Raw genomic sequence first — 13,942 nt, forward strand, 5'->3', positions numbered from 1 at the left:
GGAGACCCTGTTGAGCGAATATTTTATGCTGCCGTTTGCCGCCCTGCCCTTTCCCGATATCGACCCGGTCATCGTCAAGATCGGGCCGCTGGCGGTGCATTGGTATGGCGTCGGCTACATCGTCGGCATTCTCTTTGCCTGGTGGTATGCCAAGCGGCTCGTCACCAATGCAAGCCTCTGGCCCGGCGGCACCGTGCCCATGAAGCCCGAGGATCTCGACGACTTCATCATGTGGGCGGCCATCGGCGTGGTGCTTGGCGGGCGTGTCGGCTACGTGCTGTTCTACGACCTGCCACGTTACATCGCCCATCCGCTCGATATCCTTGCCGTCTGGCAGGGCGGCATGTCGTTCCACGGCGGGCTGCTCGGCGTCATTCTCGCCATGACGCTGTTTTCCTGGTCGCGCGGTATCCGCACATGGTCGCTGTTCGACGTGGTGGCGGCCGGCGTGCCGGTCGGCCTTGGCCTCGTCCGCATGGCGAATTTCATCAACTCCGAACTCTGGGGCAGGCCGACCGACGTGCCATGGGCGGTCGAATTCCCCAATGGCGGGCCATACGCGCGCCATCCGAGCCAGGTCTACGAGGCGCTCCTCGAAGGCCTGGTGCTGTTTCTGGTCCTGCGCTTCCTCACCCATTCCAGGCTCAAGCTGAAGACACCGCGCTTCGTCGGCGGCGCCTTCATCGCCGGCTACGGTCTCTCGCGCATTTTCGTCGAATTCTTCCGCGAGCCCGATCAGCAGCTCGGCTACCTCCTCGGCACTGGCTGGCTAACGATGGGCATGGTGCTGTCGCTGCCGATGCTGCTGGCCGGCATCTGGGCGATGGCGACGGCAAAGCCGGTTACACAGCCACAGCCGGTATGACCCGACTGAAAGCCCGCATCGTCGAGCTGATCGGTGCGGCGGGGCCGATCCCCGTCAACCAGTATATGGCACTTTGCCTGTTCGATCCGCGGGACGGCTACTATACGACGCGCGAGCCGTTCGGAGCTGCCGGCGACTTCGTCACCGCGCCGGAAATCAGCCAGATGTTCGGCGAGCTGGTCGCTGTCTGGCTCTACGAAGCCTGGCTGGCGAACGGCCGGCCGATGCCGGTCACCATCGCCGAGATCGGCCCCGGCCGCGGCACATTGATGAAGGACATCCTGCGCACGCTTTCACGGCTCGATCCGGCGCTGACCGCCGGCGCATCGTTCGCCATGATCGAAACCAGCCCGAGGCTTGCAGATGTCCAGAAGCAAACGATTGCCGCCGCGCCTACCGCGATCGGCTGGCACGAAAGCATCGAGATGCTGCCGCAGACCCCGCTTTTCATCGTCGGCAATGAATTGTTCGATGCGGTGCCGATCCGCCAGTTCGTCCGTGCCGGAACAGGCTGGCGCGAACGGATGATCGGCCTCGATGACGCTGACGAATTGCACTTCTTCGCCGGCGCCGGCTCGGTCGATCCGACGCTGTTGCCGGACGATGCCGAAAACGCGCCACAGGGCGCCATCGTCGAGGTCGCGCCGGCCCGAGCCGCGCTGATGGCGACCATCGCTGAGCGATTGGCCCGGCTCGGTGGCGCCGGCCTGTTCCTCGACTATGGCTACCTCCGACCAGGGGTCGGCGACACGTTACAGGCCGTGCGCAAGCACGATCACGAAGATGTGCTGGCCAATCCGGGAGAAGCCGATCTCACCGCCCATGTCGATTTCGCCGCCCTTGCCGCGATTGTGCGGGCGCATGGCCTCGATGCCCATCTCTCCACGCAAGGCGAATTCCTGGTGGAAATGGGTCTTCTCGAACGCGCCGGCCAGCTCGGCGCCAATGCCAATGAGGCTGCTCGCGAAAAGATTGCAGGCGAGGTCGAACGCCTCGCCGGTCCGCAAGCCATGGGCGACCTGTTCAAGGTGCTTGCCGTTCTGCCTGCCGGCATCGCCGTTCCGCCCTTTGCAACGGCGGATTGACTTTTCGCTGCCGCCTCTCCCACTCTCCCAATTTCCGACTGTCGCCCGTTTTGGACGTCGCCGATCTTTGGACTGTAGCCCATCTTGGAATGTCGCCGATTTTTGGACTGTCGCTTGACGAAATCGCCCACACGGACAACAACGCCGCCATGCTGAATCAGACCAAACCGGATCCCGTTCGGTCGCCCTTGCTGGAAAAGGCGCGGCCGCAAGGCATTCGCCATGGCTATTTCACCCGCGTCGGCGGCGTCTCCAGCGGCATCTATCGGGGCCTCAACATCGGCACCGGCTCGAGCGACGACCAAACGCGGGTAGCCGAGAACCGCCGCCGCGTCGCCGACTGGATGGGCGTGCCGGCGAGCCATCTCCTGACCGCCCACCAAATCCATTCGCCCGACGTCGTCATCGTCAGGGAGCCTTTTCCCGGCGTGCGGCCGAAGGCCGACGCCGTCGTCACCGACCGGCCAGGCATCGCAGTCGGCGCCTCGACCGCCGATTGCGGACCGGTGCTGTTCGCCGATGCCGAGGCGCGTATCGTCGGCGCAGCACATGCCGGCTGGAAGGGCGCCTTGTCGGGCGTGCTGGAAAACACCATTGCCGCGATGGAGGGCCTCGGCGCCCGGCGCGAGCGCATCGTTGCGGTTCTCGGTCCGTCCATCGGCCCCAAAAACTACGAGGTAGGACCGGAATTCGTCGCCCGCTTAGTCGAGGCCGATGCCAACAACATCAGCTATTTCGCGCCGTCCGCGAAGTCGGGACATGCAATGTTCGACCTCAACCTCTACACCGTCCATCGCCTGACCCGGGCCGGTGTGATCGCCGACGGGCTCGGCCGCTGCACCTACGCCGAGGAGGATCTGTTCTATTCCTACCGGCGCAGCACCCATCGCAAGGAGCCGGATTACGGGCGGCAGATTTCGGCAATCGTTTTGGAGACTGAATAATGGCGCTGCATTTCGAACGGTCGGAATTTGACGCGCGGCGCGATCGGCTGATGATCGAGATCGCCGAGAAGAAACTCGATGCCGTCCTGCTGTTTGCGCAGGAGAGCATGTACTGGCTGACCGGCTACGATACGTTCGGCTTCTGCTTCTTTCAGTGCCTGGTGGTGAAGGCAGACGGTTCGATGATCCTGCTCACGCGCTCGGCCGATCTGCGCCAGGCGCGCCACACCTCGATTATCGACAACATCGTGCTGTGGACCGATCGCGACGGCGCCAATCCGGCGATCGACCTGCGAAATCTGCTCAACGATCTCGACCTGCTCGGCGCCCGCATCGGAGTCGAATACGACACCCACGGCCTGACCGCCTACAATGGCCGGCGCCTGGACGAGCAATTGCAGACCTTTGGCCAGATCGCCGACGCGTCCGGCATCGTCAGCCGGCTGCGCCTGTTCAAGAGCCCGGCCGAAATCGCCAAGGTGGAAAAGGCCGCAAATCTCGCCGACGACGCGCTGGATGCGGCCCTACCGCTGATCAAGCAGGGTGGAGACGAAGCCCTGATCCTTGCTGCCATGCAGGGCGCGATCTTTGCCGGCGGCGGCGATTATCCGGCGAACGAGTTCATCATCGGCTCAGGCGTGGACGCACTGCTTTGCCGTTACAAGGCTGGCCGCCGCAAGCTGAGCAAAAACGACCAGCTGACGCTCGAATGGGCCGGCGTTTTCCACCATTACCATGCGGCGATGATGCGCACGGTGCTGACCGGCAAGGTGACGAAACGTCACCAGGAACTGTTCGATGCCGCGCGCGCCGCACTTCTGGCCGTCGAAAAGGTGATGACGCCCGGAAATACCTTCGGCGACGTGTTCGACGCGCATGCCCGCACGCTCGAGGCGCACAACTTGACCAAACACCGGCTCAACGCCTGCGGCTATTCGCTCGGCGCCCGCTTCACCCCATCATGGATGGACATGCCGATGTTCTATCAGGGCAATCCCGAACCCATCGCGCCAAACATGACGCTGTTCGCCCACATGATCATCATGGACTCCGAAACAGAGACGGCAATGACGCTCGGCCGTACGTATCTGACGACCGAATCGCAGCCGAAACCGCTGTCCCGCCATGATCTCGACTTGATTGTGCAATGAATCCATAATGGTAAGAATGCAAGGGGCGTTCATCGCCAGGGAGTTTTGAGGCAAATGAGGCGATCGCATGTGACGACCGTGTCATTGCTCGCGGCGCTGACGCTGGCCGCCTGCACCAACGCGAAGGACGTTCTCGAACCCTCCGCCATCGCCTCGCAGTCGACACAGGCCGTACCAACGACCGGAACCGGCACGGCTGCAACGCCCACCACACCTGCAACGACCGCCCATCCTTCCGCAACGGCACAGCCTTCCGCCCCCTCGCAGCCCGCAAAGAGCGCCGCCGTCATCGCACGAACCCGCCTGCAGGTAGCGCCGATCGTCGGCGCCTCGGTGGAAGCCGCGACACCGCTGACCGCGGAGCTTCAGACGCGAGCCAAGCAGCGCGGCATCACCTTGGCCGGTAGCGCCGGCCAGACCCCTACGCACGTGCTGAAGGGCTATTTCTCGACGATGTCGGAAGGCAAGGACACCACCGTCATCTATGTCTGGGACGTCTATGACCCGGCAGGCAACCGGCTGCATCGCATCAACGGCCAGCAGAAGGCACCCTCGGCCAATGGTGGCGAAGGCTGGGCTGCGGTCGCGCCGGAGACCATGCAGGCGATCGCCGACCAGACGATCGACCAGTTTGCCACATGGCTTGGCGGCCAAGCGGGGTGACTGGCGGGCTGACATGTTGCCGGCTCCCCGTCGTAGACGTTTATTGACATTAGCCTGCGGATTCCGCTCACGACGCTTGCAATACCGGCACGGGCCGCTAAAAGCCCCGACTAAGGGGCTCAAGAGAGTCTGCCAGAGTCTCCATCCTTCACCAGGAACGGTGCATGAAGCTTTTCGCGGGCAATTCCAACAGGGTGCTGGCCGAAGCGGTCGCCCGCTATCTCAACATCCCGCTGGGCAAAGCCAGCGTCAGGCGCTTCGCCGATCAGGAAATCTTCGTCGAGATCCAGGAGAATGTGCGCGGCGAGGATGTCTTCATCCTGCAGTCCACCTCGTTCCCAACCAACGATCACCTGATGGAACTGCTCATCATGATCGATGCCTTTATGCGCTCGTCGGCCAAGCGCATCACGGCGGTCATTCCCTATTTCGGCTATGCCAGGCAAGATCGCCGCGCCTCGGGCCGCACGCCGATCTCGGCCAAGCTGGTCGCCAACATGATCACGCGGGCGGGCGTCGATCGCGTCTTGACGCTGGATCTCCACGCCGGCCAGATCCAGGGCTTCTTCGATATCCCGACCGACAACCTGTTCTCGGTGCCGGTCATGGCCCGCGACGTGAAGGCGAAATATAAGCAGCTTGCCAATGTCATGGTTGTGTCGCCGGATGTCGGTGGCGTGGTCCGCGCCCGCGCGCTGGCCAAACGCATAGATGCTCAACTCGCCATCGTCGACAAGCGTCGCGAGCGCCCCGGTGAATCGGAAGTCATGAACGTCATCGGCGACGTGCGCGGCAAGGATTGCCTGCTGATCGACGACATCATCGATTCGGGCGGCACCTTGTGCAATGCGGCCGATGCACTGCTTGCCGGCGGCGCCACCAGCGTCACTGCCTACACCACCCATGGCGTTTTGTCGGGCGGCGCCATCGCCCGCATCGGCGCCTCGAAGCTGCAGGAACTGGTCATTACCGATTCCATCCAGCCGACCCAGGCGGTGCTCGACGCCAGCAACATCCGCGTCATCTCCATCGCCGACCTGATGGGTGAGGCGATCTCGCGCACGGCGACCGAGGAATCGGTATCGAGCCTGTTCGACTGAAATCTGCCAGCGCTACATCGCCGCGCGTTCAGCGGACGCGCAAAGGGACGCTGTAGCACTTTGATTTCGCGCATGGTCACCAGCGAAATCGGTTCCGATTTCGCTGAAGCGAACCGAAGGTTCGGGTCATGCGTTACCCGTTCGACACCCTGATATTGTCCCTTGACCCTCGCATATAGCCCCGCGGCGATGCCCCCAGCATACGCTTGAACATGGTGATGAAGGCCGGCACGCTGTCATAGCCGAGGTCGAACGCCACCCTTGTGATCGGCTCGCCATCGGCCAGCCTCGGCAAGGCCGCGAACAGGCAGGCCTGTTGGCGCCATGTCGACAGCGACAATCCGGTCTGGCGATGAAAGGCGCGGGTGAAGGAACGGCGGCTCATGCCGACGATATCGGCCCATTCGTCGATTGTCGCGTGCGGCGAGGGTGCTGCAACGAAGCGCCGGCACAGTGCCGCAAGCTTTGGATCTGAAGGAAAAGGCAGGCCGAGCGGCCGTTCCGGCAGGTTCGGGATTTCATGCAGCAGGAGGCTCATGATCAGCCCGCCGCGCCCCTCCAGCTCGGCGCCCTGCGGCAGCTTTTCCGATTCCACGATCAGGCTGTGCATCAGATCTGTAATACCGACGACGCGCAGCCCATGCGGCAGCCCCGCAATGGCGTCCGGCATCACATAGACCGAGCGCATGCTGACGTCGCCAAGCATCTCGACGGAATGCTCGGTGCCGGCGGGAATCCACATGGCATGATCGGGAGGCACCATCCAGCGGCCATGCCGCGTCGTCACCAGCACGACGCCGACAAGCGCATGCAGCAACTGACTGCGACTGTGACGGTGCTGCGGCACGTGGTAGCCGTCGGGATATTCGGTCGGCAGGGCCACCGCTGGCCCGACGGCCTGCTCCAGCCACTGCCAGCGGCGCTCATGCAACTGCCCGAGGTCGGCAAGCTGGCCGAGATCGGTGTCGCCCACTTTGAAGATTTCATTGCCACGCGGCATTGAGTAATGGCCCACTCGCGAAACTATTGGACCAAACCACGAAAGAAGTCGCCCGGCAAGTGACTTATAAGGCAACCCGGCTATGAGGCCGCCTGCGCGAGCGCCCGCCAAAAAGACCACGGAGCATGCCTTGACCGATACGACAGCCACCACCGCCGCCACGCCTGCGACGGCCAGCCACGCTTCGGCGCAAGCGACGGCCTTTAGCGTCATTCTTGCGGTGAGCTTCTGTCATTGTGTCAACGACATCATGCAGTCGCTGCTCTCGGCCATCTATCCGCTGCTGAAAGACAATTACGGTCTCGATTTCTGGCAGATCGGCCTTTTGACGTTCACCTTCCAGGTAACGGCCTCATTGCTGCAGCCGCTGATCGGAATGGTCACCGACAAGCGGCCGATGCCCTATTCGCTGCCCTACGGCATGGCGTCCTCGCTGATCGGCCTGATCGTGCTGGCCTATGCCGGACACTATTGGCTGCTGCTGATCGGCGCGTCGCTGATCGGCATCGGCTCGGCGATCTTCCACCCGGAATCCTCGCGCATCGCCCGCTTCGCCTCGGGCGGCAGGTTCGGCCTGGCGCAATCTCTGTTCCAGGTCGGCGGCAACTTCGGCCAGGCCATCGGGCCGCTGCTGGCTGCCTTCATCGTCGTGCCTTTCGGCCAGACCAGCATAGCGTGGTTTGCCGTCGGATCGCTGATCGGTATCATCGTGCTGTGGCGGGTCGGCGGCTGGTACAGCCGTCTGCGCGCTTCGCTCGCCAACCGCAAGGCGGCAGGTTTTGTATCGCCCTTCCCGCGCCGCAAGGTTATGGGCGCGTTGGCGGTGCTGACCTTGCTGGTGCTGACCAAGAACGCCTACATCGCCAGCCTCGCCAGCTACTACACCTTCTACGCCATCGATAAATTCGACGTTTCGGTGCAGATGTCGCAGGTCATGCTGTTCCTGTTCCTCGGCGCCTCGGCGCTGGGCATCCTGCTCGGTGGCCCGTTCGGCGACCGCTACGGACAGAAGGCGATGATCTGGTTCTCCATCGTCGGCGTGCTGCCCTTTACGCTGGCTCTGCCCTACGCCAATTTCGAATGGACCATGATCCTGACGGTGCTGATCGGCCTGATCCTGTCCTCGGCATTCTCGAACATCGTCGTCTTCGCGCAGGAACTGGTGCCCGGCCGCGTCGGCATGATCGCCGGTATCTTCTTCGGCTTCGCCTTCGGCATGGGCGGCATCGCCGCCGCCGTGCTCGGCGTCGTCGCCGACATGAAAGGCATCGACTTCGTCTTTCAGGTCTGCTCCTACCTGCCGCTGCTCGGGCTGCTGACGGTTTTTTTGCCGAACATGAAGGAAGCGAGGAAGCTCGAGGGGAGGCCACGATCGGGTGAAGCTTGAATTTGGTTTCGGCCTCGCGCCGTAGAGGGTCGGGAGCGCCGTCTTCCTGCCCACCTCACGCGTGGAACGGGCACAGATCGATTGTTGCCGTCATGTGCCGCAAAGCTTTAAATGCACTGATCGCGGCAACCACTCTCGAACGGACATCCTTGTCTGAAGGAACCGGCAGAGAGTGAATGACCCGCCGGATCTGCAGATCACCAATCAGCAGGTTCAAGAACCAATCGGCAGCTACGCGCGCAGATGGCGCAACCAGCGCACCGCTCTCCAAGTCGCGCTGGATCGACCCCGGCCTCGGCTTCTGTCAGCCGCTTTCGTAGTTCATGCCGTCGACATCCAGGCCTGACGTCAGCCACTCGGGAAAGCCGCCTTCGAACCGGCGTGAGGCCCAACCTCGCGCCCTCAGGATTGCCAGCGCGTCGGCAGAGAGGACGCACTGGACACCCCGGCAATAGGCGACGATGACCTTCTCTCGTGGAAGCTCCGCAAGTCGTTCTTCCAGCTCATCCACGGGAATGTTGATCGCACCCGGCAAATGCCCCGCCGCGTATTCCTCCTGCGGCCGCACGTCGAGCAGCACGATTTCGTCGTTCCGCATGCGGCGCACGAGTTCCTCGCGCGAGATGTTCTCCAGCCTGTCCGGCCGGCTCATAGTGTCGTTGATAAGTTCGCGGATTTGCTCGCGCCTATGGTTGGCAAGGCTTCGCAGGGCCGCGAGCACGTTTTCAATCGGGCCATCTGCCAAACGATAGAGCACGCGTTTCCCCTCTCGCCGGGTCTGCACCAAGCCGGCCCGCTTGAGGTGTTGAAGATGCTGCGACGTGTTGGCCAAGGCGATCCCGGAAAGTTGCGTGAGCTGCTCCACGGCGAGTTCGCCGTCGGCAATGTGTCGGAGAAGAACCAGCCGATGTGCATGTCCCAGCGTGCGGGCGAGATCCGCTATTTCGTCAAAGATCGGATGATGGACACCTGCGTTTTTCATATCGCGTGGCCTACCATGAATCCATCAATCAATCAATCAATACATTGAATGAGAGATTTAATCGACTAGTGTCTGACGCCCAAGACAGGAGCGACAAGCCAGGAGCATAGAAATGAATGAGCAGTTGGAATTCGTTGTCCGCGCAGCCGCGATCGGAGCGGGCGCGACGGCGGTGATGGATCTTTGGGGATTGTTTCTAAAGCGAGCGTTCGCGATTCCATCGCTCGATTATGCCTGCGTCGGCCGCTGGATCGCGCACTTTCCGCGAGGCCGTTTCGCGCATGTGAATATCGCTCAGGCTCCTGGAATTCCGGGCGAAACGCCGATTGGATGGGTCGCGCATTACGCGATCGGCATCGTCTTTGCTGCATTGCTGATGGGAGTATGGGGCATCGACTGGGCACGATATCCGACATTGCTTCCCGCCCTTCTTGTCGGGATGTCCACTGTTGTCGCCCCGTTCTTCGTCATGCAGCCAGCCTTTGGAGCCGGAATTGCAGCCTCGAAAACTCCCAACCCGCACACTGCGCGTCTGCGCGGCCTCATGACTCATCTGTCCTTCGGGGTCGGACTGTATGTCGCAGCATTGCTTTCGGCACTCCTGTTCCGGTCTGACACTGATCGGTTGCGGTCGGCTTTCAAGCGCGATCCAAACGTTTGAAAATGGGGCGCAAACCCGAAATTCAAAGCGAAACACTGCCCATGCCTGCAACGGCTGCACCTCGGGCCGACTGGTGCCCGGCCGGGTCGGCATGATCGCCTGTATATTCTTCGGCTCCGCCTTCGGCATGGGAAGCATCGCCGCCGCCGGGCTTGGGTCGTCGCCGACATGAAAGGCGTCGACTTCGTCTTCAGGTCTGCTCCAACCTGCCGCTGCTCGGCCTGTTGACGGTGTTTTGCCGAACTCGTCGCCTTCGTGAACGTGATCGAACTGCACGGTTGATTTCGCCGCGGTCCCTTTCCATCTTGGGATTCTAAAAGGCCCGAGAGATTCGTATGACGGAGTTAGTGACCGGCGCGACCTGGACTGTCTCGCCGATGCCTCAGAGCCAGGCCACCTGCGGCTGGCAAGGGGGCTGGTTTGAGACAGCTGCGCGTCGCTATACCCGTGCGGTGGAAGGCAACATTCGCTCCGATTGTCACTTGATCATGGCAACTACAAAGGGTGGAGCGATCCGGCATGAGTTCAGGACTGACAGCGGTCTGCGGTATTCCGGCCGAGACCGAGTGGGAACCGTGTCCTTCCTGCCTGCGGGTTGCGAACGGCGACTCTCCTTGGAGCACGTCGCATGGGAGTGGGGCGCGATCGCCGTGCATCCGGGATCCGTCGCCGCAGACATCATGTCGATCGCTCCATTCATCGAGCCTTCAGACCCATTTTTGTACGGTCTGATAGCGCAAATGAAAAATCTCCTGTCCGTCGATGGCGCGCTCGACGCCACTTATTGCAGCGTCATGACGATAGCGCTTGCCGAATATCTGCTGCGTCGATCCGGTCGCCCCGTTCGCGCCAAGGGAATCCGGCAACTCTCGGCCAGGCAGCTGCGTATGACGATGGAACGCATCGATCATTTGCTGCCGCAGCCGGTCCAGATCGCCGATCTGGCCACGCCGCTTGGTATTTCAGAAGGCCATTTCTACAGGGCTTTTCGGGGCGCCGCGGGCCGCACGCCCGTTCAAGCTATCTCTGAACGGCGCGTCGAGCGCGCGGCTTCATTGCTGGCTCAGACGGATTGTTCCGTTAACCGTATAGCTCTCGAAGTGGGCTTGGCGAGCCCAAGCCACCTTGCAAGGCTATTCCGTACCATACTCGGCACGACGCCGTCGGAATATCGACGTGAGTTTCGAGCGGTCGCCGTCCCGGCAAGAAACGATCAGGATGAAGCGATCCGGTCAGGATGAGGCGCGCATTTGCTCCGTGTTTTCGGCTAGCTTGCCCGCACATCAAACGGAGTACCCTCGATGTCTCGTCCCGAGTTTCTCACCACCCGCCGCGATCTTCTCCGTTCCACCGCAACGCTGGCCGCAGTCGCCGCGGCCGGCCAATTTCCGATCAAGGCAATCGCGCAAGAGCGCTCGGCCATCATGCGGCCGATCCCCAAGACGGGCGAGATGATCCCCGCCGTCGGTCTGGGCACTTTCGAAACATTCGACATCATGCCCGGTGAACCGCGAGACAACATTCGCGAGATCATCCGTTCCTTCCATCAGATGGGCGGGCGCGTCATCGACACGTCGCCGCTGTACGGCATGTCCGAGGTCAGCGTCGGCGATTTCGTGACCGAACTGGGCATAGCGGATGACATTTTCGTCACCAACAAGACTTGGACAACGGGCGAATATCTCTCGGACAACAGTCACTCGGAGGCGCAATTTCTTCGCTCGCGCGAGCGCCTCTGGCGTAGCCGGATGGATGTCCAACAAGTTCATAGTCTCGAGAATCACGATCAGGTCCTGCACCTGCTGCGCCAATGGAAGGAGGAAGGCCTGATCCGCTATATCGGGGCGACGCAGTGGAGCGCCGAATACTACGATACCATGGAGCGGTTGGTTGCAGGCGGCACGCTCGACTTCGTTCAGATCGCCTACACCATCCATACGCGGGCGGCCGAAAAGAGACTGCTGCAGGCCTGTGCGGACAATGGCGTCGCCGTGCAGGTGAACATTCCCTTCGAGAAGGCGCGCCTGTTCACGCCAGTTGCCGAGCAGCCTCTTCCGCCTTTCGCCGCCGAATTGGGCATTGAAAGCTGGGCTGAGTACTTTCTCAAGTTCATCATTTCCCACCCCAACGTTACCGTAGTGATTCCGGCAACCAGCAATCCCGAACACCTGGTTGACAACATGGGCGCGCTCTTTGGCGAGCTGCCGGATCGGTCGATGCGAGAGCGTATGGCGGAATACTACACATCCCTTCCCGGTGTGTCCGATGCCCTCCGGCAACCGCCCTATCCAGGAAAGAACTATGGAGGGGTCGTGAAGTGGCCCTTCGCTTGAAGAATGCTCCCGCAGTTCTCTCGATCGCCGTTCTTCTGGTGACCTGCGGCCAGCTCAGCGCCAACGAACGGGCTCTCGCGGGACAATTCACCATCGACCGCACCGAAGTGACAATCGGACAATTCACCGGCTTCGCTGAAGCGACGGGGCTGATGACGGCCGCCGAAACCTTGGGTGGCGGACACGAGTGGGGCTCGGGATGGGAGCGGCGTCCTGGATGGACATATCGGACGCCCTTCGGAGAAGCGCCACAATCGACGAGCGAGCCGGCCGTTCATGTCAGCTGGCACGAGGCGGCAGCCTATTGCGCTTGGGCCGGCGGCCGCTTGCCGACCATCGAAGAATGGGTCCAGGCGGCCTATCGCGAAACCCGCCCTGCCCCATCGGCGGGCTTCATCGCCGGCAGGCAATATGCATATCCTGTCGGCGACACGCCCATCGGCGCCAACACGCGGGGCGACGATCCTTGGCCGCGCCATGCGGCAGCGGGTACCACGCAGGTCGGGGTCAATGGTCTCTACGATATGGGTGGCAACGTGTGGGAATGGCTTGCCGATCGTGATGGCCAAGCGGCTCTAACTGCCGGTGGTTCCTGGTGGTATGGTGCCGAAGAGATGGTGTCCAGCGCGATGCAATGGAAACCTGTCGATTTCTACGTCGTCTACATAGGTTTTCGCTGTGTCTACGATCACGGACGTGCCCGATAAATCCTGAGTTGCGGGCTGATGACCGGCGGGGCAAACTGCCGCATTTTGGCGATCTTGGTTATTCTCACTGGAAGCGCAGAACGTCTGCCCATTGCGGGAACAGGGCTTGTTCCCGCGGTCGGCAGACATTCGGGCGTTCGGAGCTTCCTCACGCCCGCCTTTGGCTTGCACCTCGTCCCACCTTCCGCTATAGAGCCGCCACCCGCGTAGACACCCTTGGAGGCAACGCGGCGGAAGGCTGTCCGGCCTAACGTGATCCCAAAAAGATTTTGGACCCGATCATGTAAGGCCATGACGGCTTTCGACGTTTACGGCCCCAGGCACCTCGCCGGCCGCGAACGCTCCAGAACAACGCGAAAGGAAATGCCATGAGCGATACTTACGAGCTCAAGGCCGAAGCGCGCGAACAGGTCGGTAAGGGGTCCGCCCGTGCAGTTCGCCGCAACGGTAAAGTGCCTGCAGTAATTTACGGCGACAAGCAGCCTCCCCTGGCGATTGCGCTGACCTACAAGGACATCTACTACAAGATCCATGGCGGCGGGTTCCTGACCACGATCGCCACGATCGATGTCGACGGCAAGAAGATCCAGGTCCTGCCAAAGGACTACCAGCTCGACCCGGTCAGGGATTTCCCGGTCCATGTCGACTTCCTGCGCATCGGCAAGGACACCGAAGTCAATGTCGACGTGCCGGTCCACTTCATCAACGAGGACAAGTCGCCCGGCATCAAGCGCGGCGGCGTGCTCAACATCGTGCGTCATGAAGTCGAGTTCCATTGCCCTGCCAATGCGATCCCGGAGTTCATCACCGTCGATCTTACCGGCACCGATATCGGCGATTCGATCCACATCTCGGCGGTCAAGCTGCCGGCCGGCGTCAAGCCGGTGATCTCCGACCGCGACTTCACCGTCGCGACCATTGCCGGTTCCGCGGCGATGAAGCCGGAGGCGGAAGAGGCGGTCGAAGCGGCTGAACCCGAGGCGGCTCCTGCCGCCGAAGAGAAGTAATCCCTTTCCGCCTAGTGTGGCGAATCCGAAATTCGCATCACTTTGGAGCAGCGCACC

15 protein-coding genes and 1 pseudogene are annotated in these 13,942 nt (G+C 62.0%); 13 read left to right on the forward strand and 3 right to left on the reverse strand.

The features are described from left to right. Positions 1-10 precede the first annotated feature (10 nt). The 6 genes from lgt to CIT31_RS15145 all read left to right on the forward strand — a co-directional run bounded on the left by lgt (position 11) and on the right by CIT31_RS15145 (position 5,808). Positions 11-865: a prolipoprotein diacylglyceryl transferase gene (gene lgt, locus CIT31_RS15120; protein ID WP_095519183.1), complete on the forward strand. Its 855-nt coding sequence runs from the start codon at positions 11-13 to the stop codon at positions 863-865. Further along, positions 862-1,950 carry a class I SAM-dependent methyltransferase gene (locus CIT31_RS15125; RefSeq protein WP_095519184.1) on the forward strand — a complete coding sequence of 363 codons (1,089 nt, stop codon included), beginning with the start codon at positions 862-864 and terminating at the stop codon, positions 1,948-1,950. The genes lgt and CIT31_RS15125 overlap by 4 nt, the downstream gene beginning before the upstream one ends. 149 nt (positions 1,951-2,099) lie before the next feature. Beyond that, a complete protein-coding gene (pgeF, locus tag CIT31_RS15130; RefSeq protein WP_095519403.1) occupies positions 2,100-2,894 on the forward strand; it encodes a peptidoglycan editing factor PgeF in 795 nt (264 codons plus the stop codon). Next, positions 2,894-4,045, forward strand: coding sequence for a M24 family metallopeptidase (locus tag CIT31_RS15135; RefSeq protein ID WP_095519185.1), 1,152 nt, complete (start codon positions 2,894-2,896; stop codon positions 4,043-4,045). Before pgeF ends, CIT31_RS15135 begins: the two co-directional genes overlap by 1 nt. A gap of 54 nt (positions 4,046-4,099) precedes the next feature. Further along, positions 4,100-4,708: a hypothetical protein gene (locus CIT31_RS15140; RefSeq protein WP_095519186.1), complete on the forward strand. Its 609-nt coding sequence runs from the start codon at positions 4,100-4,102 to the stop codon at positions 4,706-4,708. Positions 4,709-4,872: 164 nt separating this feature from the next. Further along, on the forward strand, positions 4,873-5,808 hold the full coding sequence (locus CIT31_RS15145) for a ribose-phosphate pyrophosphokinase (protein ID WP_065011960.1): 936 nt from the start codon (positions 4,873-4,875) through the stop codon (positions 5,806-5,808). A 133-nt stretch (positions 5,809-5,941) separates the two neighbouring features. Here the strand turns inward: CIT31_RS15145 and CIT31_RS15150 are convergent, their stop codons facing one another. After that, positions 5,942-6,808 (reverse strand): AraC family transcriptional regulator, encoded by an 867-nt coding sequence (locus CIT31_RS15150; RefSeq protein ID WP_065011959.1) that lies wholly within the window; start codon positions 6,806-6,808, stop codon positions 5,942-5,944. 130 nt (positions 6,809-6,938) lie between these two features. Between CIT31_RS15150 and CIT31_RS15155 the strand changes: the two genes are divergently transcribed. Further along, positions 6,939-8,195: an MFS transporter gene (locus CIT31_RS15155; RefSeq protein WP_165778442.1), complete on the forward strand. Its 1,257-nt coding sequence runs from the start codon at positions 6,939-6,941 to the stop codon at positions 8,193-8,195. Between the two features lie 55 nt (positions 8,196-8,250). Here CIT31_RS15155 and CIT31_RS15160 read toward each other — a convergent pair whose 3' ends face one another. Then, positions 8,251-8,466, reverse strand: coding sequence for a TetR/AcrR family transcriptional regulator C-terminal domain-containing protein (locus CIT31_RS15160; RefSeq protein WP_245316249.1), 216 nt, complete (start codon positions 8,464-8,466; stop codon positions 8,251-8,253). Positions 8,467-8,499: 33 nt separating this feature from the next. Next, positions 8,500-9,177 (reverse strand): ArsR/SmtB family transcription factor, encoded by a 678-nt coding sequence (locus tag CIT31_RS15165; protein WP_095519188.1) that lies wholly within the window; start codon positions 9,175-9,177, stop codon positions 8,500-8,502. 112 nt (positions 9,178-9,289) lie between these two features. Here CIT31_RS15165 and CIT31_RS15170 point away from each other — a divergent pair, with 112 nt between their 5' ends. From CIT31_RS15170 to CIT31_RS15195, 6 genes and pseudogenes are all read left to right on the forward strand, one after another. Continuing rightward, positions 9,290-9,838 carry a DUF2938 domain-containing protein gene (locus CIT31_RS15170; RefSeq protein ID WP_095519189.1) on the forward strand — a complete coding sequence of 183 codons (549 nt, stop codon included), beginning with the start codon at positions 9,290-9,292 and terminating at the stop codon, positions 9,836-9,838. Between the two features lie 70 nt (positions 9,839-9,908). Then, positions 9,909-10,155 (forward strand): annotated as a pseudogene (locus CIT31_RS35140) (hypothetical protein); the annotation flags it as partial. An 18-nt stretch (positions 10,156-10,173) separates the two neighbouring features. Then, a complete protein-coding gene (locus CIT31_RS15180; protein WP_245316251.1) occupies positions 10,174-11,079 on the forward strand; it encodes a helix-turn-helix domain-containing protein in 906 nt (301 codons plus the stop codon). A 60-nt stretch (positions 11,080-11,139) separates the two neighbouring features. Continuing rightward, positions 11,140-12,171 (forward strand): aldo/keto reductase, encoded by a 1,032-nt coding sequence (locus CIT31_RS15185; protein WP_206073365.1) that lies wholly within the window; start codon positions 11,140-11,142, stop codon positions 12,169-12,171. Further along, the gene (locus CIT31_RS15190; protein ID WP_245316252.1) at positions 12,156-12,878 is read left to right on the forward strand and encodes a formylglycine-generating enzyme family protein; all 723 of its coding nucleotides are present in this window, start codon (positions 12,156-12,158) and stop codon (positions 12,876-12,878) included. Before CIT31_RS15185 ends, CIT31_RS15190 begins: the two co-directional genes overlap by 16 nt. 368 nt (positions 12,879-13,246) lie before the next feature. Continuing rightward, positions 13,247-13,885, forward strand: coding sequence for a 50S ribosomal protein L25/general stress protein Ctc (locus tag CIT31_RS15195; protein ID WP_095519191.1), 639 nt, complete (start codon positions 13,247-13,249; stop codon positions 13,883-13,885). Positions 13,886-13,942: the final 57 nt, after the last annotated feature.

Source organism: Mesorhizobium wenxiniae (genome assembly GCF_002284535.1).
Lineage (GTDB): Bacteria > Pseudomonadota > Alphaproteobacteria > Rhizobiales > Rhizobiaceae > Mesorhizobium > Mesorhizobium wenxiniae.

Coding starts and splice junctions, on each gene's coding strand:
- CIT31_RS15140 (WP_095519186.1), top strand. CDS start 4,100: ATGAGGCGATCGCATGTGACGACCGTGTCATTGCTCGCGGCGCTGACG.
- CIT31_RS15195 (WP_095519191.1), top strand. CDS start 13,247: ATGAGCGATACTTACGAGCTCAAGGCCGAAGCGCGCGAACAGGTCGGT.
- CIT31_RS15125 (WP_095519184.1), top strand. CDS start 862: ATGACCCGACTGAAAGCCCGCATCGTCGAGCTGATCGGTGCGGCGGGG.
- CIT31_RS15145 (WP_065011960.1), top strand. CDS start 4,873: ATGAAGCTTTTCGCGGGCAATTCCAACAGGGTGCTGGCCGAAGCGGTC.
- CIT31_RS15185 (WP_206073365.1), top strand. CDS start 11,140: ATGTCTCGTCCCGAGTTTCTCACCACCCGCCGCGATCTTCTCCGTTCC.
- CIT31_RS15180 (WP_245316251.1), top strand. CDS start 10,174: ATGACGGAGTTAGTGACCGGCGCGACCTGGACTGTCTCGCCGATGCCT.
- CIT31_RS15135 (WP_095519185.1), top strand. CDS start 2,894: ATGGCGCTGCATTTCGAACGGTCGGAATTTGACGCGCGGCGCGATCGG.
- pgeF (WP_095519403.1), top strand. CDS start 2,100: ATGCTGAATCAGACCAAACCGGATCCCGTTCGGTCGCCCTTGCTGGAA.
- CIT31_RS15170 (WP_095519189.1), top strand. CDS start 9,290: ATGAATGAGCAGTTGGAATTCGTTGTCCGCGCAGCCGCGATCGGAGCG.
- CIT31_RS15165 (WP_095519188.1), bottom strand. CDS start 9,177: ATGAAAAACGCAGGTGTCCATCATCCGATCTTTGACGAAATAGCGGAT.
- CIT31_RS15150 (WP_065011959.1), bottom strand. CDS start 6,808: ATGCCGCGTGGCAATGAAATCTTCAAAGTGGGCGACACCGATCTCGGC.